This is a genomic window from Salmonella sp. NW722 (assembly GCF_051702785.1).
GTDB classification, from domain to species: domain Bacteria; phylum Pseudomonadota; class Gammaproteobacteria; order Enterobacterales; family Enterobacteriaceae; genus Salmonella; species Salmonella enterica.
The window spans coordinates 64,955-85,893 of the sequence record NZ_JAMMIN010000008.1 but is presented as its reverse complement, the minus strand read 5'-3'; the positions used below and the strand labels follow the sequence as shown (position 1 = coordinate 85,893).

The window sequence follows — 20,939 nt, the reverse complement described above, 5'->3', positions numbered from 1 at the left end:
CCTACAGCGAAAGAGAATGTAGGCCGGATAAGGCGTTCACGCTGCCATCCGACAACCTGCTCCGGTTTGCCTGATGGCGCTACGCTTATCAGGCCTACAACGACTACGTTCATCCGGCAATAAACATCAGCCATTTGTTAGCGTTTCGAACTCTTCGCAACCGGTATCAAACCCTTCCAGACAGCTTAGATTCAACCAATGCAACGCCTTCTGCTTGTTCTTTTCAATAAAGCCCGGTTCTCCGTTTAAAAACATCATTCCCGCCCAGTATTCTGAATAGCCGGTACGGGAAATAGCGGAACTGCGTTTGAAATACCAGGCGGCTTTTTCATCATCGGCGGCAATGCCCACGCCGTTGGCGTAAATCAGGCCAAGCAACATTTGCGCATCCACCGCGGAGTCGTTATCCAGATCTTCAGAGGCCTTTTGCAGCAGCGAGATGGCTTTTGGGTAGTCCGGGCGCCCGGCCTGGGTGTTGACCAGGATCCGCGCCAGCGTAATTTCGCCCGCTTTACTGCCCGCGTTAGCCGCCTTTTCAGCCAGCTTTTTCGCGTCGGGATAATCCAGGCTTACCGGATTAGTGATTTTGATTTGCGCCAGTAGCGCGCAGGCGTCGGCGTCGCCACTGTCGGCGGCTTTTTGCGCCCAGTATTCAGCTTTGTTCAAATCGCCATAGCTCAACCAACTGTCGGCCAGAAAATATTGCGCGCGTCTGTCACCTGCCTCTGCTGCCTGCAAATACTGGCTACCCGGCTCAGGATCTGCGGCATGGGCAAAGAATGTCATAAACAACATCAATGCAAGAAGTAGTTTCATTTTGAATTTTATTTAGGGTACGGAAAAGACAGTATAAAGAGATCGTATGGATAAAAAAACAGCCTCCGGGCGGAGGCTGTTATAGGGAAAATGCCTGATGGCGATGCTAATGCATCTAATCAGGCCTACAGTAGACGCAGGCCGAATAAAGCATTCTGATGCCGCCATCCGGCAGATCAACCCATTGCGCTTTCGCGCAGGCGGGTTTTCAGCTTGTTGTACTCATCAATCACATACTGCTCGGCGGCTCGCTGATCGGCGATCGGCTCAACGCGTACGGCGCAGTATTTGTACTCCGGCGTTTTGGTAATCGGGCTGAGGTTTTCAGTCACCAGCTCGTTACAGGCGCCAATCCACCACTGGTAGGTCATGTAAATCGCCCCTTTGTTCGGGCGATCGCTGACCTGCGCGCGGGTGATGATTTTACCTTTGCGCGAATGAACCCACACCAGCGCTTCATCTTCAATGCCCAGACGCGCGGCGTCGGCGGTATTGATTTGCGCATAGCCCGGTTCATCGGCCAGCGCGGCCAGCGCCGCACAGTTACCGGTCATTGAGCGGCAGGAGTAGTGGCCGACTTCGCGCACCGTCGACAGTACCATCGGGTACTCTTCGGTGAGTTTATCAATAGGCGCTACCCAGTCGCAGGTGAAGAACTGCGCCAGACCGTTGGGGGTATCGAACTTCTCTTTAAAGAGGTACGAGGTTCCCTGATCGGCATCCGACGTGTCGCGGCATGGCCACTGGATATAGCCCAGTTCGCCCATCTTCTCGTAAGTGGCGCCGTAGAAATCCGGGCACAGATGACGCAACTCATCCCAGATTTCCTGGGTATTGTTGTAGTGCATCGGATAGCCCATCCGGGTGGCGATTTCACTGATAATCTGCCAGTCGGTTTTCAGGTCCCACTTCGGTTCAACGGCTTTAAAGAAGCGCTGGAAGCCACGGTCAGCCGCAGAGAAGACGCCTTCATGCTCGCCCCAGGAGGTGGAGGGTAAAATCACATCCGCCGCCGACGCGGTTTTGGTCATGAAGATATCCTGCACGATGACCAGTTCCAGATCCTCAAACGCTTTACGTACTGCAGAGAGTTCCGCATCGGTTTGCAGCGGATCTTCACCCATAATGTACGCCGCGCGCACTTCGCCATGCGCCGCACGGTGCGGCAGCTCGCTGATGCGATAGCCGGTATGCACAGGCAGACTTTCTACGCCCCAGGCTTTAGCGAACTTCTCGCGGTTTTCCGGGAACTTAACGTACTGGTAGCCCGGATAAGTATCCGGGAGCGCGCCCATATCGCACGCGCCCTGAACGTTGTTCTGGCCGCGAACCGGGTTAACGCCCGCGCTTGGCTTGCCGAGGTTGCCGGTCAGCATCGCGAGGCTGGTCAGTGAACGCACGGTTTCCACACCCTGATAGAACTGGGTGACGCCCATACCCCACAAGATCGCTGCGCTTTTCGCGCTGGCATACATCCGCGCCGCCTGACGAATTTCCTGTGCGCTCACGCCAGTGATCTCTTCGACGGACTCCGGCGTATAGCCTTCGACAATCTTACTGTACTCTTCAAAACCTTCGGTACGGCTGGCGACAAACGCTTTGTCGTACAGGTTTTCTTCAATAATGACATGCCCCATGGCGTTGAGCAGCGCGATATTCGAGCCGTTTTTCAACGCGATATGCATGTCAGCGATGCGCGCGGTTTCAATTTTGCGCGGATCGCAGACGATAATTTTCGCCCCGTTGCGTTTAGCGTTAATCACATGATTCGCCACGATAGGGTGGGAATCCGCCGGGTTATACCCGAAGACGAACACTAAATCAGTGTTATCAATTTCGTTAATCGCATTACTCATTGCGCCGTTACCGACCGATTGGTGCAGACCTGCAACCGATGGGCCGTGTCAGACGCGAGCGCAGCAGTCAACGTTATTGGTACCAATAACGGCGCGTGCGAATTTTTGCATTACATAGTTGGTTTCATTTCCGGTACCGCGAGAGGAGCCGGTTGTCTGGATTGCATCCGGACCGTACTTCGCTTTGATGGCGCTCAAACGTTCAGCGACGTAATTGAGCGCTTCATCCCAGGAAACAGATTCCAGTTTGCCGCCACGCTGGCGACGGATCATTGGGGTTTTCAGGCGCGGGGTCAGGATCTGGGTATCATTAATAAAATCCCAGCCGTAGTAGCCCTTCAGACACAGGGTACCCTGGTTGGTTTTCCCCTGCGCCGCCTCAGCCCGGACGATTTTGCCGTTATCGACCACCAGATTGATTTTGCAACCTGATGCGCAATACGGGCAAACCGTGACGACTTTTTTCATCGGTTTCGCTCCAGTTAATCAAATCGCGCATACGCGCTGTCGCCCTCAGTATGCATGTTTTATGCCACTTTTTTAGTATGGGCTTTCCCTGATATTACGGGCGAATTTTGTTCAAAACCCTGACGAAAAACAGGCTATCGTCAGTTTTGACGTGTCGAAAGAAAATGCCGCATGACATTTATTATGGGGAGAAACGCTGAGCGCAGGCCAGATAGGGCGGAGCCGCCATCCGGCAATCTGCTCTGCCTGAAGTGGGGGTTTTTAATAAATTGTCCGGATGGATAGACTCAAGGCCAGGGAACGCGTTGAGACTAACGCCAGGATAGAACGGGCCGCGGCAGGCAGTTCCATACCGCGGCCCGGCTTCAGAGGAGGCTGAAAAGGATTATCGCGGCAAAAATAGCGGCAATAACGAGATATTTCAGCGCGTAATAGAGAGTGCGGTTTTTCTTTTTCAGCCGTTGCCCGGCATCGCGTGCTGCGTGAACGTATTTAAAGATGCGATTAATCGCACCGGTGCGATCGTTCTCGTCGTTTGGCGAACTGGCGGCGGACATCAACGATGCGCCGACCCAATGGTTTACGCTCTGCGCCCAGCGCCATTTCATTGGGCGCTCAATATCGCAAAAGAGGATAATACGTGTCTGCTCAGTTTTATTTTCCGCCCAATGAACGTAGGTTTCGTCGAAGATGACGGCTTCGCCGTCGCGCCAGCTATGGCGCTGTCGATCAACTTCAATAAAACAGCGGTCGTCATTCGGTGTGCTTAATCCAAGATGGTAACGTACTGAACCGGCATAGGGGTCGCGATGTTTTCCCAGATAGGCTCCGGGAGGCAACTCGGCGAACATCGCCGCTTTGATAGAGGGGATGCTGTTGACCAGCTTTGTCGTTATCGGGCATAACGTTTCCGCCGACGGGTGGGCATCGGAATACCATTTAAGGTAAAACCGTTTCCAGCCGCGCTTGAAAAAGGTATTGAATCCGGCGTCGTTATTGGCCTGCGCGGCTTTTATGTGATGCTGAAGCCGTAGCGCCTCTTCGCGAATCACCTGCCAGTTTTCCGTCAGCTTCTGCAGCTCTGGAAATGCCGTGGTATCAAAGTACGGCTGCTTTGCCGGTAACGTTGAGAAGCGAGTCATGAACATATTGATCGGCGCCATAAACGTCGAGTGGTCAAAGAGCTGACGGGAAAGTTTTTGTTTTTCCACCCCGCGTGAATGCGCATAAATGACGCTGATAATAAAAATACCGATAATGATTGCTGCGAACATAACGTCACTGTCCTTCTAAGAAAACCTCATCCCGGGATTTTCAGGCAACCCTCCCGGTGATGCCAAAGAGAAAAGTGTAGTTCGTTGACAATAAATTTACATTTCTACAACTTAAAAGGGCCATTTTTGCTAAAGAAGCGAGTCAGCCCGTTTAACCTTTATCCAGGCTTGCCGACAGTAGAATTGAGATGGCTCCGCTACTTCACCCGGTGACGGCTGATTACGTTATGCCTTATCTCCTGATGACGGCTGCCCGATCACAATGCTTTCGTAAACCGAAAATGACTTTGCTTGTAACCTTCGCGAAGATAAAAACGGTGTGCATCGCGGCGTTTAATATTTGTGGAAAGCTCCGTTAGCTCGGCGCCCGCCTGACGTGCTTCTTCTTCTGCCCAGGCCAGAAGCTGACTGCCAATTTTTTGTCCCCGCATCGGCGGTAATACCACCAGCTCCTGAATTTCGCCAATCCAGTTGGCATGATGGAGATGAAACTGCATATGCAGGCTGATCATGCCGACTACCTCTCCGTTGCGTAGCGCTAAACGATAATGAAGGTTGGGGTCCAGTAAATTAGCGGCGAACCCATCCCTGAAAGCCTGATAATCAAGCTCATTTTTAAGTAACTCACAGATAAGCGCGTAAACAGAATCGGTATCCTCTGTTGTCGCGTGGCGTAATTCACAGACTGGCATAATGTCCTCCCGACGCTTCATCAGGATCAACCATCTTTCGCCAGACTGTAGCAAACTACCGTCATTATTTATTCTATGGCAGCTAAACGGCGGATAACGTGCAGCCAAAGATCAATCTGATGGCAAGGGGGAGGGCGAGCCTCCCGGGGAGTTAGGTGGCAGGCTGATGTTTAACCACGTTAATCATCCACGGCACCCCGAAACGATCGCTGACCTTGCCGAAACCCTGCGCCCAGAAAGTCTCCTGCCAGTCCATTTCGATTTGCCCTTGTGCGGCAAGGTTATCAAACCAGCGCTTCCCTTCTGCTACATCCTGGGTATCAAGCACCAGCGTAAAGCCGGAATAATGCGCCCTTCCCGACGGGCTGGCATCACTCATCATGATATCGCTGCCAGCAATGCGCATGTTGGCGTGGGCGATAGCAGTATCGGGAAAGCGCATTCCTGACGGGCAGCCCTCTTCGTTATCCGCCGCCGAGGGGGGCATTTCACCGAAGCTGAGTTTATAAAGCAGTTCTGCGCCTAACGTTTGTTGATAATACGCGATGGCGTCGGCACAGTTGCCGGCAAAAGAGAGATAGGGACTTAACGGCATGATGGTTACCTCAGGTAAGAGATGCTCGTTAAGTGTAGTTCGAAATTGGCACAATATTGTCGGTGGCAGGGCCGCTCAGGCCCGGTAAGCAAGGCGCTACCGGGCAATGACACGGTAAATCAGTTCTTTTTCACGAACTCGGATTTCAGTTTCATCGGGCCAAAACCATCGATTTTGCAGTCGATGTTATGGTCGCCTTCAACCAGACGAATGTTCTTCACTTTGGTGCCGATTTTCAGCATGGAAGAGCTGCCTTTTACTTTCAGATCTTTCACGATGGTGACGCTATCGCCGTCTGCCAGCAGGTTGCCGTTGGCGTCTTTGACAATCAGCTCATCGCTCTCCTGAGCGGGTTCCGCATCGTTCCATTCGTGAGCGCATTCCGGGCAGATGAACATGCCGTTATCTTCGTAGGTATATTCGGAGTTACATTGCGGGCAGTGGGGTAATGACATGTTGGTATCCTCAAAAAGTCAGCGGGGGCAAACGCGCCCAAAAATGGCAGATCGCCGAAAAAGGCCGCAATTATACACAAAATCCTTAGCGTTGTCGGGACTATTGCCGCTTTTATAAAAGGGTCTGCGCCACGCCAGTCAGCAATGGTTTACACTCGAATAACCGCTTTTTTACTGTCACCACAGCGCATTAGGGCGTCCTTATTTACACCTTTTGACCGAATTGACATATATGTGTGAAGTTGATCACATATTTAAACCCTGTTAGGGTAAAAAGGTCATTAACTGCCCATTCAGGCGTCAACAGGTTCGGTTGTACAGTCCGTAACCGGACAGTGTAAGTAAACCTGCTACGCTTGTATGAGGGATAGCGTTCGCGCCCCTCCCTCCGCTCGACGGCGACGCTGGCGCGGTATGCCAGTGCCCGCCGTATATAGCGCTACAGGGCTTAGCCTATGAGGACAGCTATGCTGAAAAGGAAAAAAATAAAACCGATTACACTGGGCGATGTGACCATCATTGATGATGGTAAACTTCGCAAAGCGATTACCGCCGCCTCGCTGGGCAACGCGATGGAGTGGTTTGATTTTGGTGTTTATGGATTTGTTGCCTACGCGTTGGGTAAAGTCTTTTTCCCCGGCGCCGATCCCAGCGTCCAGATGATTGCCGCGCTGGCCACATTTTCCGTTCCCTTCCTGATTCGTCCGCTCGGCGGGTTATTCTTTGGTATGCTCGGCGATAAATACGGGCGCCAGAAGATCCTGGCGATCACGATTGTGATTATGTCGATCAGTACCTTCTGTATCGGGTTAATCCCTTCTTACGCGACGATCGGTATCTGGGCGCCAATACTGTTGTTGCTGTGTAAAATGGCGCAGGGCTTCTCGGTTGGCGGGGAATATACCGGCGCGTCGATCTTTGTCGCGGAATATTCGCCGGATCGTAAACGCGGATTTATGGGAAGCTGGCTGGATTTTGGTTCCATCGCCGGGTTCGTGCTGGGCGCGGGCGTGGTGGTCTTAATCTCAACGATTGTCGGCGAGGAGAATTTCCTGGAGTGGGGCTGGCGTATTCCGTTCTTTATCGCCTTGCCATTGGGAATTATCGGTCTCTACTTACGCCATGCGCTGGAAGAGACGCCAGCGTTTCAGCAGCACGTGGATAAACTGGAGCAGGGCGACCGCGAAGGGTTGCAGGATGGGCCGAAAGTCTCCTTTAAAGAGATTGCCACCAAACACTGGCGTAGCCTGTTGTCATGTATCGGTCTGGTTATTGCCACCAACGTGACCTACTACATGCTGCTCACCTACATGCCGAGCTACCTGTCGCATAACCTGCACTATTCTGAAGATCACGGCGTGTTGATTATCATCGCCATTATGATCGGGATGCTGTTTGTGCAGCCGGTGATGGGGCTGCTGAGCGATCGTTTCGGTCGACGTCCATTTGTGATTATGGGCAGCATTGCGCTGTTTGCGCTGGCGATCCCGGCCTTTATCCTGATTAACAGTAACGTTATTGGCCTGATTTTTGCCGGTTTGTTGATGCTGGCGGTGATTCTGAACTGCTTTACCGGGGTGATGGCCTCGACGTTGCCGGCGATGTTTCCGACGCATATTCGTTACAGCGCGCTGGCGGCGGCTTTTAATATCTCTGTATTGATTGCCGGTCTGACGCCAACGCTGGCGGCCTGGCTGGTGGAAAGCTCGCAGGATCTGATGATGCCGGCGTATTATTTGATGGTCATCGCGGTGATAGGTTTGATTACCGGTATTTCCATGAAAGAGACGGCCAATCGTCCGCTAAAAGGCGCAACGCCAGCGGCGTCGGACATCCAGGAAGCGAAGGAAATTCTGGGTGAGCATTACGATAATATTGAGCAGAAAATCGACGACATCGATCAGGAAATTGCGGAGCTGCAGGTCAAACGTTCGCGTCTGGTACAGCAACATCCGCGTATCGATGAATAATTTTCGCGCTTAAGGTTCGCTTAATCTCTCGCGGGCATACTCTCCTCCATACCTTTGGAGGAGAGCGTCATGAAAAGCTATATTTATAAAAGTTTGACGACCCTGTGTAGTGTGCTGATTGTCAGCAGTTTTATCTATGTGTGGGTCACGACGTATTAAACGCCTGTTATGCCTTTTTCAACAGCACCCAGGCACGGGTGCCTGTTCTTTCCGTACGGTTTTGCAGGAAAAACTGTCCCTGATGTAGTTGGGTGATGCGGCTGACGATACTCAGCCCCAGGCCAATTCCGCCATAACGGCTGTCCATCCGCACGAACGCTTCGCTTAGCTTCCCGCATTTGCTTTCATCAATACCCGGCCCCTCGTCTTCGACCGCCATAATAGCGTCGGGGTCGGCGCTAATGTGGATAGTGATATGGGTTCCTTCAGGGCTATAGCGATGCGCGTTTTCCACCAGATTTCGCAACAGCATACGCAGTAATGTCGCGTCACCGCGCACCACCACGTCCGCCGCGCTTTCCGGCAGCAACAGAGTTTGCTGGCGCGTTTCCAGCATGGTGTTCAGCTCATCGTAGGAGGGGAGGATCACATCTTCCAGCAGTTTTACTTCCTGATAATTCCCGGAAGAGAATGACTGGCCCACGCGCGCCAGTTGCAGAAGCTGGGAGACGCTATCCATCATCTGGTCAAGACGGGCGATAAGCGGCGCGACATCAACATTGTGGGTTTTTGACAATAATTCCAGATGCAAACGCACCCCCGACAGCGGCGTGCGTAGCTCATGGGCCACATCGGCGGTAAAAAGGCGTTCATTGTCGAGCGTGGTGGTCAAACGCGTAACCAGTTGATTGATCGCCGAGACGACGGACTCAATCTCAAGCGTGGAGCTGTGAATGGCGATCGGCGCCAGATTATCCGCCGTCCGCGCTTCCAGCTCTTTTTGCAGTTCGGCGAGCGGACGGGTAATACGCCGTACCGCCTGGTAACAAATTAGCAGCGTCAGGCTAACCATAAATACGCCGGGGACGATCAGGCTGGCGACCGCCTCGCGAATTTCGTGCATGATATGGCGATCGTTATTGCGATTATCCCGCAGCGCCTGCTCGAACAATTGGATTTGCTCAGTGCTTTCATGCCATAACCAGAAGGTACTGATTAACTGGAACACCAGCAGAATAAGACCAATTGTCAGCATTAAACGCTGGCGAAGGGTCATCGCTCTTCGCTGAAAACGCATCAGGCTCACTTAGCTTTCCTCAGTGGCAACCAGCATGTAGCCAAACCCGCGAACCGTGCGAATGCGCGACTTGCCGACTTTGTCGCGCAAATTATGTATATGCACTTCCAGAGTGTTGGTCGAGGGTTCGTTATCCCAGTTGTAGATATCGTTATAAAGAATTTCCCGGTGCACCGGACTGCCTGCCTTGAGCATCAACCGTGAGAGCAACGCGTACTCCTTAGGCGTCAGGGTCAGTTCCTGTCCATCCCTCCATGCCTGATGGCGGCCTATATTGAGCGTCAGATTGCCAACCGTCAGTTCACTTTCACCCTGATTATTATGGCGGCGCAGCAGCGCGCGGATGCGGGCGTGCAACTCCTCCAGGGCGAAGGGTTTAACCAGATAATCATCTGCGCCGACATCCAGCCCGGTAATGCGATCGTTGAGCGTATCGCGGGCGGTCAGAATGAGTACCGGCAGGGTGTATTTTTTCTGTCGGATTCGCGTCAGGAAATGCAGGCCATCCTCATCGGGCAGCCCTAAATCCAGCACCATCAGACTGTAATGACCAGACTCCAGACTATGCTCGGCGGCACGCGCTGTCGAAACGCCATCACACGCATAGCCTTCGGTTTGCGCGGCGAGTATTAACCCCTGTAATAATAGCGTGTCGTCTTCAACAATCAGTATCTTCATTCGCTTAGTCTCCTGCACGGTTGCAGAATATCATCTGCGGCCTGGTAATACGTCGTTTGTACGCCGGTTAATCCCAGCATGGTTGAGAAAAGATTGTCCTGTGAATAATCCAGCGTGCTCGCCCGTTTTTGCAGGCAGGCCTGATCCACCTGATAACGCTGTTGATAATCTTTAGAAAGCCAAATGAGCATCGGGACATGTTTTTGCGTATCCGGCGCAATGGAATACGGCAGACCGTGTAAATAAACGCCATTTTCACCCAATGATTCGCCGTGATCGGAAAGATAGACCAGGCTGGTGGTGAATTTATCCTGATGAGATTTCAGCAGGTTAATAGCTTTATCTACAATATAGTCCACGTACAGCACGGTATTATCATAGGTGTTGATCAACTGCTGTTGGGAACAGTTCTGAATTTCGTTAGTGTCACAGGTTGGGGTAAATTTTTTAAACTGCGGTGGATAACGGTTGTAATAGGTTGGGCCGTGGCTGCCGATGGTATGTAATACAATAACGCCATCGCCTTTCAAATGGTCGATATAGTCTTCCAGACCGTGAAATAACACCTCATCGTAGCACTCGCCGTCGATACATTGTCCGGGCAGGTTTAGCTCGGTGACATTTTGATGCGGAACGCGATCGCATGCGCCTTTACAGCCGCCGTCATTATCATTCCACAGTACGTTAATCCCCGCGCGCTGGATAATATCCAGCAGCCCTTCCTGGTGATGCGCCAGCTCTTCGTCATAATGTTTGCGCGGCATATCAGAAAACATGCAGGGAACGGAGATCGCGGTCGCCGTACCGCAAGAGGTGGTATGCGGGAAGTAGATCACATCGTCTTTCGCCAGCCGCGGATTGGTGTCGCGCGGATAGCCGCCAAGAGAGAAATCATCGCCGCGCGAGGTTTCGCCAACGATGAGAATCGTCAGGTTTTTGCGATCGCCTTTCAGCATTAATGGATTGCGATGGGCATCCTCGCCAATGCGTACCAGCGGCAAATTCGCCAGCCGTTGATGCGAATACCATGACCAACTGGCGACAATACTGTTCGATGGGCTTAACGCTTTGATCAACTGTTTATTATTTCGAAATAGCGAGGCGTAATCTTTATAGAAAAAGGCGGCGACCAGAATAACTAATAAAATAGAGATCAGGACGCTGGCCAGGCGGTAAAGCCCGCTACGTAAGCGCGGCGTCGCCGGACGGATTTTGACCCAGAAGGCAATCACGGCTGCCAGAACGCCGCTTAATCCCAGCGTCAGCACCATTTGCGGCGTCATCAGCGCAAAGGTTTCCGCGGGCGTGGTATCCATCATATTGGCGATCATGGAACGATCGATGATGATGCCGTAAGTCAAAATAAAATACTGCGCGGCAGCGCCGACCAGAATAAAAACGCAGGCCAGCAGTCGGTTTAGCCAAATAAATGAGGCCAGCGTCAGCACACTATTGACCACGCTAAACGCGACGACCGGCATGGAAATAAACACCAGCACATTGCGCAGCGAGTTTAACGGTAGGTCTTGTAGTACCTGCTTGTAGAACGCAATGTTCAGGCAGACGGCAATATAAAAGGAAAAAAGCAGAAGCCAGGCAATTTGCCCAAGAACAGGTCTTTTAAGAAAGCGCTTTAACATGTTGATGCGTCCATCGATTCGGTGACGCTAATCGTGACAAAGTAAAATTAAGTGAACCTTAAGAACTTAATGTTGGAGGCGGCCGGATAACCTGCGCTATCCGGCCTGTTGCGATAACATTAACTACACGTGGTCAATCCTGTTTAACCGGCGCATCCAGCGGATACGGGTTTTTGTGAATGCGGTTGTAGTTCAACGCATACAGCGCGGTGATCACCATCAACGTGACGAACGACCACATCACTTCTTTGGCGCCGGAACCGATGACCGCCCAGATGCAATACACAAACGCGACGAAGGTAATCAGCAGATACAGCGGGCGCGCTTTACCAAAGTGGCCGTGACCCAACAGCAACAGCGCGGCACAGGTGTAAAGATAAGGCACCAGGGTGAAGATAACCGACACGGAGGAGACCAGACCAAACTCTTTCGCGGCGTTCGGCGACATACTGCTGAACTGGAAGATAGTCATCAGCACGCCGACGATAAGCAACCCAGCCACTGGCGTACCGGCTTTATTAACCCGCGCGAAGATTGGCGGGAAGAGACCATCGTCCGCCGCCGCTTTTGCGGTTTGACCGGCAAGCAGCGTCCAGCCGCCGAGAGAGCCCAGGCAACCCGCTGCCGCACAGAAGGAAACAATAGCCCCTGCGGTATCGCCCAGCGCCATACGCGCCGCGTCACCGAAAGGCGATGCCGACACACGCAGCGCCGCGTTGGGGATCATCCCCATAATCGCCGTTGTGGAGAGTACATAGCAGACGGCGGCGATCAGTACCCCGCCGATGGTGGCGATAGGCACGTTGCGTTTCGGGTTTTTTACCACCCCGGCCGCAACGGAGGCGCTTTCTACCCCGATGAATGACCACAGCGTAACGTTCAACGTGCTTTGAATTGCGCCGAAAGTATTCATGCCGCTCACGTTCCAGGCCGCCATATAGGTTTCGCCTTTAAACCAGAACCAGCCGAAGACCGCAATCCCTACGATAGGCACCAGCGCCAGTACGGTGGCGACGGCCTGTACGCGGGTAATCATTTTCGGCCCGACGATGTTCAGCAGAACAAAAATCCACAGCACCGCGACGCAGGTAAGCGTTAATACCAGCGGATCTTTCAGAATCGGGAAGAAATAGCTCAGATAGCCGACGCCGATAACGACCATCGCGATATTACCGATCCAGCATGCCAGCCAGTACAGCACGTTCGTTTGATAGCCCAAAAACGGCCCGAAGCAGCGGCGTGCGTAGGCATAAGAACCGCCGGGACTGGGATCTAAGGACGACATTTTGGCATAAACCATCGACAGCGCCAGGGCGCCGATGATAGTGACCAGCCATCCGTAGATTGCAATCCCGCCAGTGGCCGCCAGGTTGGCAGGGAGTAAGAATACCCCTGAACCCATAATATTCCCCGATACCATTAAGGTGACGGGGATTAGGCCCACTTTGTGAGCATCAGCATCCGAAGACATAATTTGGACTCCTGAAAAGGTGACTTCGTTACGATAAATTACGTCGTATCATACCCCCTCAGAATGCCGCTGAATTATGTCGGAGACGGGTTATCGCCAATGCTGTTATTATCGTGTCTTATCGTTGAGTGTAGAAAAATTAGGCAGCCGATCGTTCCCGATGTTGGCTAACATAATGCAGGGGGGTCATACCATAAAACTCTTTAAACACGGAAATAAAGTACGATGTGCTGTTATACCCACACAGCTGTGAGACTTGAGAGATATTCTTTCCGTCCATTAATAATTGGTTTACGGCATAACGCATTCGGCAGGTCGTGATTATTTGGCTATAACTGGTATTCTCGTTTTTGAGCTTTTTCTTTAACAAGCTTGGACTCAGGCACAGGCAGCTGGCAACGGCGCTCAGATTCCAGTCTTTATGAATATCGCTCTGAATGATGTGGTAAACGCTGTCACTGATGCGGCTGCGCAGCATGTGCATTAACAAAGAAATAAATTTTTTGTGGTCAAGAAAGCGGGATAAAACGGTGAAAAGGAGCGCACGGGTACGTTCACTAACAATTTCATCCGGTGTTTCCATCGCGCTGTAGCGGGCGGCGACCCTGAAGATATCCGGCGTCAGACAGTTGGCGGTCAATAAGGGATCGGCGTTGCGTTGCCAGACGGGAAGGTGTGAGAGATCTTTATTCAGGAATTGTAGATAGTCTTTAATATTATTGCGACTCACTTGTATTACTAGCACGCTATTTAATGATGAAATGTCAATAACGTTATTTTCACAAGCCAGAATGGCCATATAATTCGCTTTTAAACTGATTGGCTCCTTACCATTTACTCGTAACCATGTATCTTTTTCGGTTAATAACACTATGCAAGGCTCGTTGCTGCAAATCCTCATACCCGAACTCCTGGAATATGAACATAAAAGACCGGATCTCGCCAAACGGGAGAGATAACGGGGACTGAGTCAATTGTGTGATGAATTGAAACTGCACTAAAATAACTTTCCTGAATAATATTACAATATTTGTACGATGAATTAGGGTGTACAAAAAGTTGTACGCGAGTGGCAACTTGTCATTTTTGTATAAAAAAAGCGCGGGATGGGGCCCGCGCAAAAAGGTATGACAGTATTATTGTTTTGCAGCAATACTCAGGGAATACATGCCATCCTCAAAAAAAGACTCTTTGTGATTAGGCTTTCACGCACATAACGTGATATACGCCATCAATAATTTCCGTGCCTTCGGTTTCATGCTCAAAGCCAGGGAAGTGATGATCCCAGGATTGCAGTGAGCGTAAGTAACCCACCTGCGGACTGTTTTCATCGCCAAAGTTTTCACCGGAGAGCAACATCGGGATGCCTGGCGGGTAAGGAATAACGGAGTTCGCCGCAATGCGACCCGGTAGATTTTCAATCGCCACCATTTCAATATTGTCGTTCACGATCGCGTTGTAGGCGTCGCGCGGGGTAATCTCCGCAACCGGCAGGGTGGAATAGGCGGCGTTGAGACGGGCGCCCGGGTTATTTTCACGTAGCCAGGCAAACATTTTATCGCCCAGGTCATGAATACCCATGTTCGCGTAAGTGTCAGGATAATCCTGCACCAGTTCCGGCATCACCTGCGCCAGCGGCGTATTCGCGTCGTAATGATGTTTGAAGGAGCACAGCGTGTTGATCAGCGTTCCCCATTTCCCGCGAGTTACCCCCATAGAGAACAGGAACATAATCTGAAAGTCGGTGGTGCGGGTCGGCACGATACCGTGGCGGCCAAGCCATGCTGTGACCAGCGCAGCAGGTACGCCGGATGCTTCCAGTTCGCCATCGTCGCCCATACCCGGCGCCAGGATACTGACTTTAATCGGGTCCAGCATACTCCAGTTATCCGGCAGGTCTTTAAAGCCGTGCCAGGTTTCCCCGGGGCGCATGACCCAGCAGTTCTGGTCGGTTGCCAGCAGTTTTGCCGGCGCGTCAGCGAAGTCATATGTTTTACCGGTTTGTGGATCGGTGACGACGTCTTTATTCCACGGTTTAAAGAACCAGTCGCCTTCATCGGTAAACTCTTTATAAAGACGCGCCATCGCCTGACGGAAATCAACCGCTTCGTCAATCACCTCTTGAGTCAGGGACAGACCGCTGTTACCGTCCATCATCGATACCGCCACATCGTTGGATGCGCAGATGGCATATAACGGAGAGGTGGTGGCATGCATCATATATGCCTGGTTGAAGCGGGAGAAATTCACCGCGCCACGGCCTTCACGGACGTGAATGTAGGAAGCTTGTGAAAGCGCATTCAGTAGTTTGTGCGTGGAGTGGGTGGCAAACACGGTCGGACCGTTATGGTCGCCTGGCTCGCCGCGCATCGCGTAGTGATCGCAATAAATCGGGTTGAAGCGCGCATAGCCGTACCATGCTTCGTCGAAGTGAATGCGATCGCTGGTTTTTGCCAGCAGATCCTGCGCCTCTTTGGCGTTATAGCATACGCCGTCATAGGTACAGTTGGTCACCACGCTGTAAGACGGTTTCTGTCCGGATTTGGTTTTGGTCAGCGGGCTGGCGCTGATTTTTTTCTGCAAGGTTTCAGGCTGCATTTCCTGCGGGTAGATTGGCCCGATAATGCCGTAACGGTTACGGCTTGGCACCATATATACCGGTTTGGCCCCAGTGAGGATCAGCCCCTGCTCGATGGATTTATGGCAGTTACGATCCAGTACAACGACATCATTATCCGTCATACAGGCCTGCATAATAGTACGGTTAGAACCGGAGGTCCCGACAACCACGGACCAGGAGCGGTCAGCACCGAATACGCGGGCGGCATTTTTCTCGCTTTCGCCAAACGCGCCGGTATGGTCGAGGAGTGAACCGAGCGTGGTACGCTCAATCCCCATATCGCTGCGGAACAGGTTTTCGCCATAATAATCGTGATAAAAGCGACCGGCAGGCGTTTTAGTGAAACCGACGCCGCCCTGGTGTCCCGGCGCCGCCCATGAATATTCATGAATGTCGCTGTATTTCATCAACGCGTTAAACAGCGGCGGTAACAGTTGCTGGCGATACCGGGTCATGGCGGCAACGGCGCGTCCGGCGATAAAGTCAGCGGTGTCTTCCAGAATCCAGGCGAATTCATCGACAAGCTCCAGCAGGTCGCGGTCCAGCGATGCCGTCGCTTTTTCCCTGTCGCCTAACAGGAAAACGGGCACGTTTTGCTGACGCTCGTGAAGCTTACCGATCAATTGCCTGACGCTCAGGTGCTCATCCGGTTGTTCCATTTGGTAGCTAAACATCAGACAGTCAATGGCTTCGTTCGCGGACAAGATGGCATAGCCGTCATCGAAGGATGTCGATTTAATGACGGTAACATTTTGTTGGCTCAAGGCATCCGCCAGACGCTCAACCGCGTTGCCAACCCAGGTGTCCTGATGCAGAAACTCACTTTCAACAATTAATACTTTCATCATCTTTTACCCGGTTGTGGAGGCCGTGCAATTTACGCCTTGCCGACCCGCCGTATGAATGTGACGTGGGCAAGTATTACCCCGTCAAATAGGGGGTGTAAAGTGATGGAATAATGGTCAGTTATTGATATTATTATTTAATAAACAATGGGTTAATTATTGATATCGAGCGATTTCACCCGCCGTTTATCGACAGGTGAATTATTTTTTTGGCTGATAGTGGTATCCGGCTTTAGCCGGGCATCGTCTGGCGTCGTTGCTGGCTAAGCTTGCGGTATTGTTGCGGCGACATGCCGACAAATTTGCTAAAAGTACTGTAAAAACGGCTGCTGGATCGGAACCCGGCAGTCAGAGCGACATCGAGGATCGTTTTGTCAGTATCGCTCAATAAGGCACGTACGTGATTGATGCGCATCGCCGTGATGTACTGCTTCATCGTCAATTGCATAACCCGCTGGAATATTCCCATCGCGTAATTAGCATTGAGTTTGACATGCTCCGCGACGTCGTTAATGGTGAGCGCCTGATCGTAGTTATCGGCAATAAATCCCAGCATCTGGCTTACGTAAAACTGCGCATGGCGTGAGACGCTATTCTTGTGGGTGCGTGATGTTTTATTGAGCAAAATGGGCTGCCAGCCGGAAAGGCTAAAGCGTTTAAGCATCAGGCCGATTTCATCGATCGCCAACTGGCGAATTTGCTCATTCGGGCTGCTTGTTTCCTGCTGCCAGCGCAACACTTCAAAGGTGCTAAGCTGCTGGGTCGCCAGTGATTTAACCACCATCCCGTGCGTGACATGGTTGATAAGATCGCGATCCAGCGGCCAGGAGAGAAACAGGTGCATCGGCAAACTGAAAATCGCCATCTGGCGGCAGTTGCCGGGGCGGGTAAGCTGGTGTGGCGTACAGGCCCAAAACAGGGTGATGTGTCCCTGCTTTATCTGCACGACTTCATTGTTGATTAAATACTCCACATCGCCGTCAAACGGAACATTCACTTCTACTTGCCCATGCCAGTGGCTGCTGGCCATTCTGTGCGGCGGCCTCAGTTCAACGTCCAGTCGTTGATATTCGGAATAGAGCGACAGCGGGCTACGGGTTTGCTTTTCATCGCCGTTGCACATGTGCGGGTCGGGCGGGAGGAGGGATATTGCTTGCGTACTCATCGTCACTCCATTTCCTGAATTATCAGAATTATGCCCCTTTAGCTGGGAGGAAACCGGGAATCCGGACACAGAATCCGTCGATATTGTAGAGCGTAGCCTGACTTTCAGGCCGAATACTCTGCTTTTTACGCCATTTTGTCCCAAAAACTCAGATCTTCCGCGCGCCAGCATACGATCTGAGTTTTCGGGAATGCTCATCGGGGAAGACGGAGGTTTTCACCGGGAACGCGTGCCACCATGAAGGTGTTCACTACTGTTCTGGAGAGTCATGATGACGGCACCCAAAATTACCTTTATCGGCGCAGGTTCTACGATTTTCGTTAAAAATATCCTCGGCGATGTGTTTCATCGCGAGGCGCTAAAATCAGCGCATGTCGCCCTGATGGATATTGACGAAACCCGGCTGGAAGAGTCGCACATTGTGGTACGGAAACTGATGGACTCAGCGGGCGCTTCTGGCCGGATTACCTGCCATACCCACCAGAAAGCGGCGCTACAGGATGCGGATTTCGTGGTGGTCGCCTTTCAGATTGGCGGCTATGAACCCTGCACCGTGACCGATTTTGAGGTTTGTAAGCGTCATGGTCTGGAACAGACGATCGCCGATACGCTGGGGCCGGGCGGCATTATGCGCGCGCTGCGGACCATCCCGCATCTGTGGCGGATTTGCGAAGACATGACGGAAGTCTGTCCGAAAGCCACTATGCTCAATTACGTCAACCCGATGGCGATGAATACCTGGGCGATGTATGCCCGCTATCCGCATATCAAACAGGTCGGCCTGTGCCATTCGGTACAGGGAACGGCGGAAGAACTGGCGCGCGACCTGAATATCGATCCCGCCTCGCTGCGCTACCGCTGCGCCGGCATTAACCACATGGCGTTTTACCTCGAACTGGAGCGCAAAACGGCTGACGGGACTTATGTCGATCTCTATCCTGAATTGCTGGCGGCCTATGACGCCGGACAGGCACCGAAGCCCAATATTCACGGCAATGAACGCTGCCAGAACATTGTGCGCTATGAGATGTTCAAAAAGTTGGGCTACTTCGTCACCGAGTCATCAGAGCATTTTGCCGAGTACACGCCGTGGTTTATTAAACCGGGACGCGAGGATCTGATTGCGCGCTACAAGGTGCCGCTGGATGAATATCCGAAACGCTGCGTAGAACAACTGGCGAACTGGCATAAAGAGCTGGAGGAGTATAAAACCGCCGAGCGTATCGACATCAAACCGTCCCGCGAGTACGCCAGCACCATTATGAACGCTCTGTGGACCGGCGAGCCGAGCGTGATTTACGGCAATGTGCGTAACGAGGGGCTGATTGATAACCTGCCGCAGGGAAGCTGCGTGGAAGTGGCTTGTCTGGTGGATGCCAACGGCATTCAACCGACGAAGGTGGGGACGATCCCTTCTCATCTGGCGGCGATGATGCAGACCAACATCAACGTGCAAACGCTGTTGACCGAAGCCATCCTCACGGAAAACCGCGATCGCGTGTATCACGCGGCGATGATGGACCCTCATACCGCAGCGGTGCTGGGTATCGAAGAAATCTATGCGTTGGTTGACGATCTGATCGCCGCGCATGGCGACTGGCTTCCGGCCTGGTTACGCCGTTAATCTCCAGCCGCGCTGGACGGCAGATCCGGCGTTTAACCTCTACTAACAGAAGGCGGGCGCTGGTAACAGCGACCCGGTACCCTATGAGCATCTCTCTGACAACAAAGCTGAGTTACGGGTTCGGTGCGTTTGGTAAGGATTTCGCCATCGGCATTGTGTATATGTACCTGATGTATTACTACACCGATGTGGTGGGACTCTCGGTCGGCCTCGTCGGCACCCTCTTTCTGGTCGCGCGAATCTGGGATGCGATAAACGATCCCATCATGGGCTGGATTGTCAACGCCACGCGTTCGCGGTGGGGGAAATTTAAGCCGTGGATATTGATCGGCACCTTAACCAATTCGCTGGTGCTTTTCCTGCTGTTCAGCGCCCATCTTTTTGAGGGAACCGCGCAGGTTGTATTTGTCTGCGTAACTTACATCCTGTGGGGCATGACGTATACCATTATGGATATCCCATTTTGGTCGCTGGTGCCGACCATTACGCTTGATAAGCGAGAACGCGAACAACTGGTGCCGTTCCCGCGTTTCTTCGCCAGTCTGGCTGGCTTCGTCACTGCCGGTATAACGCTGCCGTTTGTGAACTACGTTGGCGGAGCGGATCGTGGGTTCGGCTTTCAGATGTTTACGCTGGTACTGATTGCGTTTTTTATCGCCTCGACTATCGTGACATTACGCAACGTACATGAGGTGTACTCCTCCGACAACGGTGTAACGGCGGGCCGCCCACATCTGACGTTAAAAACGATCGTTGGATTGATATACAAAAACGATCAGCTCTCTTGCCTGTTGGGAATGGCGCTGGCGTATAACATTGCCTCCAATATTATCAATGGCTTTGCGATCTACTACTTCACCTATGTGATTGGCGATGCCGATCTTTTTCCCTATTACCTTTCTTACGCCGGCGCGGCGAATCTGCTGACGCTGATTGTCTTCCCCCGGCTGGTGAAAATGTTATCGCGGCGGATATTGTGGGCGGGCGCCTCCGTGATGCCCGTTCTGAGTTGCGCAGGGCTCTTCGCGATGGCGTTGGCGGATGTCCATAATGCCGCTTTAATCGTGGCGGCGGGTATTTTCCTGAATATCGGGACCGCGCTCTTTTGGGTGCTTCAGGTAATCATGGTGGCGGATACGGTCGATTATGGGGAATTTAAGCTCAATATTCGCTGCGAGAGTATCGCTTATTCCGTACAGACGATGGTCGTGAAGGGCGGCTCGGCGTTTGCGGCGTTCTTTATCGCTCTGGTGCTGGGGCTGATTGGCTACACGCCGAACGTGGCGCAGTCTGCGCAAACCCTGCAGGGGATGCAGTTTATTATGATTGTCCTGCCGGTACTGTTTTTCATGATGACGCTGGTTCTCTACTTCCGCTACTACCGTTTGAACGGCGATATGTTGCGCAAGATTCAGATCCACCTGCTGGATAAATACCGGAAAACGCCGCCATTCGTCGAACAGCCGGATAGCCCGGCGATTTCTGTGGTAGCGACCAGCGATGTAAAAGCGTGAGCATGGTCTCTCGTGCAGG

At 52.3% G+C, this 20,939-nt stretch carries 17 protein-coding genes; 4 read left to right on the top strand and 13 right to left on the bottom strand.

Features of this window, described 5'->3' with window-relative positions:
• Positions 1 to 126: 126 nt before the first annotated feature.
• The 6 genes from yjcO to NA330_RS18930 form a co-directional block, all read right to left on the bottom strand.
• A complete protein-coding gene (gene yjcO / locus NA330_RS18955) occupies positions 127 to 816 on the bottom strand; it encodes a Sel1 family TPR-like repeat protein YjcO (protein ID WP_000771454.1) in 690 nt (229 codons plus the stop codon).
• Positions 817 to 992: 176 nt separating this feature from the next.
• On the bottom strand, positions 993 to 3,140 hold the full coding sequence (gene fdhF / locus NA330_RS18950; RefSeq protein WP_077943751.1) for a formate dehydrogenase subunit alpha: 2,148 nt from the start codon (positions 3,138 to 3,140) through the stop codon (positions 993 to 995).
• A 365-nt stretch (positions 3,141 to 3,505) separates the two neighbouring features.
• Positions 3,506 to 4,414 carry a lipid A hydroxylase LpxO gene (gene lpxO, locus NA330_RS18945; protein ID WP_000457029.1) on the bottom strand — a complete coding sequence of 303 codons (909 nt, stop codon included), beginning with the start codon at positions 4,412 to 4,414 and terminating at the stop codon, positions 3,506 to 3,508.
• A gap of 257 nt (positions 4,415 to 4,671) precedes the next feature.
• Complete coding sequence (gene phnO, locus NA330_RS18940; protein WP_001673662.1) at positions 4,672 to 5,106, bottom strand: aminoalkylphosphonate N-acetyltransferase; 435 nt, start codon at positions 5,104 to 5,106, stop codon at positions 4,672 to 4,674.
• A 151-nt stretch (positions 5,107 to 5,257) separates the two neighbouring features.
• Positions 5,258 to 5,701: a VOC family metalloprotein YjdN gene (gene yjdN, locus NA330_RS18935; protein ID WP_001131303.1), complete on the bottom strand. Its 444-nt coding sequence runs from the start codon at positions 5,699 to 5,701 to the stop codon at positions 5,258 to 5,260.
• A gap of 119 nt (positions 5,702 to 5,820) precedes the next feature.
• Positions 5,821 to 6,156 (bottom strand): zinc ribbon domain-containing protein YjdM, encoded by a 336-nt coding sequence (locus NA330_RS18930; protein WP_000056482.1) that lies wholly within the window; start codon positions 6,154 to 6,156, stop codon positions 5,821 to 5,823.
• Positions 6,157 to 6,623: 467 nt separating this feature from the next.
• Between NA330_RS18930 and proP the strand changes: the two genes are divergently transcribed.
• Both proP and pmrR read left to right on the top strand, forming a co-directional pair.
• Positions 6,624 to 8,126 carry a glycine betaine/L-proline transporter ProP gene (gene proP / locus NA330_RS18925; protein WP_000919710.1) on the top strand — a complete coding sequence of 501 codons (1,503 nt, stop codon included), beginning with the start codon at positions 6,624 to 6,626 and terminating at the stop codon, positions 8,124 to 8,126.
• 69 nt (positions 8,127 to 8,195) lie between these two features.
• On the top strand, positions 8,196 to 8,285 hold the full coding sequence (gene pmrR, locus NA330_RS18920) for an LpxT activity modulator PmrR (RefSeq protein ID WP_000844399.1): 90 nt from the start codon (positions 8,196 to 8,198) through the stop codon (positions 8,283 to 8,285).
• Positions 8,286 to 8,292: 7 nt separating this feature from the next.
• Here the strand turns inward: pmrR and pmrB are convergent, their stop codons facing one another.
• The 7 genes from pmrB to melR form a co-directional block, all read right to left on the bottom strand.
• Positions 8,293 to 9,363: a two-component system sensor histidine kinase PmrB gene (gene pmrB, locus NA330_RS18915; RefSeq protein ID WP_001212189.1), complete on the bottom strand. Its 1,071-nt coding sequence runs from the start codon at positions 9,361 to 9,363 to the stop codon at positions 8,293 to 8,295.
• Between the two features lie 9 nt (positions 9,364 to 9,372).
• The gene (gene pmrA / locus NA330_RS18910) at positions 9,373 to 10,041 is read right to left on the bottom strand and encodes a two-component system response regulator PmrA (protein ID WP_000697899.1); all 669 of its coding nucleotides are present in this window, start codon (positions 10,039 to 10,041) and stop codon (positions 9,373 to 9,375) included.
• On the bottom strand, positions 10,038 to 11,681 hold the full coding sequence (gene eptA / locus NA330_RS18905; RefSeq protein ID WP_000919290.1) for a phosphoethanolamine transferase EptA: 1,644 nt from the start codon (positions 11,679 to 11,681) through the stop codon (positions 10,038 to 10,040). Before eptA ends, pmrA begins: the two co-directional genes overlap by 4 nt.
• A gap of 133 nt (positions 11,682 to 11,814) precedes the next feature.
• Positions 11,815 to 13,152: an arginine/agmatine antiporter gene (gene adiC, locus NA330_RS18900; protein WP_000093130.1), complete on the bottom strand. Its 1,338-nt coding sequence runs from the start codon at positions 13,150 to 13,152 to the stop codon at positions 11,815 to 11,817.
• Between the two features lie 139 nt (positions 13,153 to 13,291).
• On the bottom strand, positions 13,292 to 14,053 hold the full coding sequence (locus tag NA330_RS18895; RefSeq protein ID WP_001217083.1) for an AraC family transcriptional regulator: 762 nt from the start codon (positions 14,051 to 14,053) through the stop codon (positions 13,292 to 13,294).
• 296 nt (positions 14,054 to 14,349) lie between these two features.
• The gene (gene adiA, locus NA330_RS18890; RefSeq protein WP_001651274.1) at positions 14,350 to 16,617 is read right to left on the bottom strand and encodes an arginine decarboxylase; all 2,268 of its coding nucleotides are present in this window, start codon (positions 16,615 to 16,617) and stop codon (positions 14,350 to 14,352) included.
• Positions 16,618 to 16,849: 232 nt separating this feature from the next.
• Complete coding sequence (melR, locus tag NA330_RS18885) at positions 16,850 to 17,782, bottom strand: transcriptional regulator MelR (RefSeq protein WP_000106992.1); 933 nt, start codon at positions 17,780 to 17,782, stop codon at positions 16,850 to 16,852.
• 268 nt (positions 17,783 to 18,050) lie between these two features.
• Here melR and melA point away from each other — a divergent pair, with 268 nt between their 5' ends.
• Entirely contained in the window at positions 18,051 to 19,406 is a 1,356-nt protein-coding gene (gene melA / locus NA330_RS18880) for an alpha-galactosidase (RefSeq protein WP_001728428.1), read from the top strand.
• Positions 19,407 to 19,489: 83 nt separating this feature from the next.
• Positions 19,490 to 20,920: a melibiose:sodium transporter MelB gene (gene melB, locus NA330_RS18875; RefSeq protein ID WP_000028070.1), complete on the top strand. Its 1,431-nt coding sequence runs from the start codon at positions 19,490 to 19,492 to the stop codon at positions 20,918 to 20,920.
• Positions 20,921 to 20,939 lie beyond the last annotated feature (19 nt).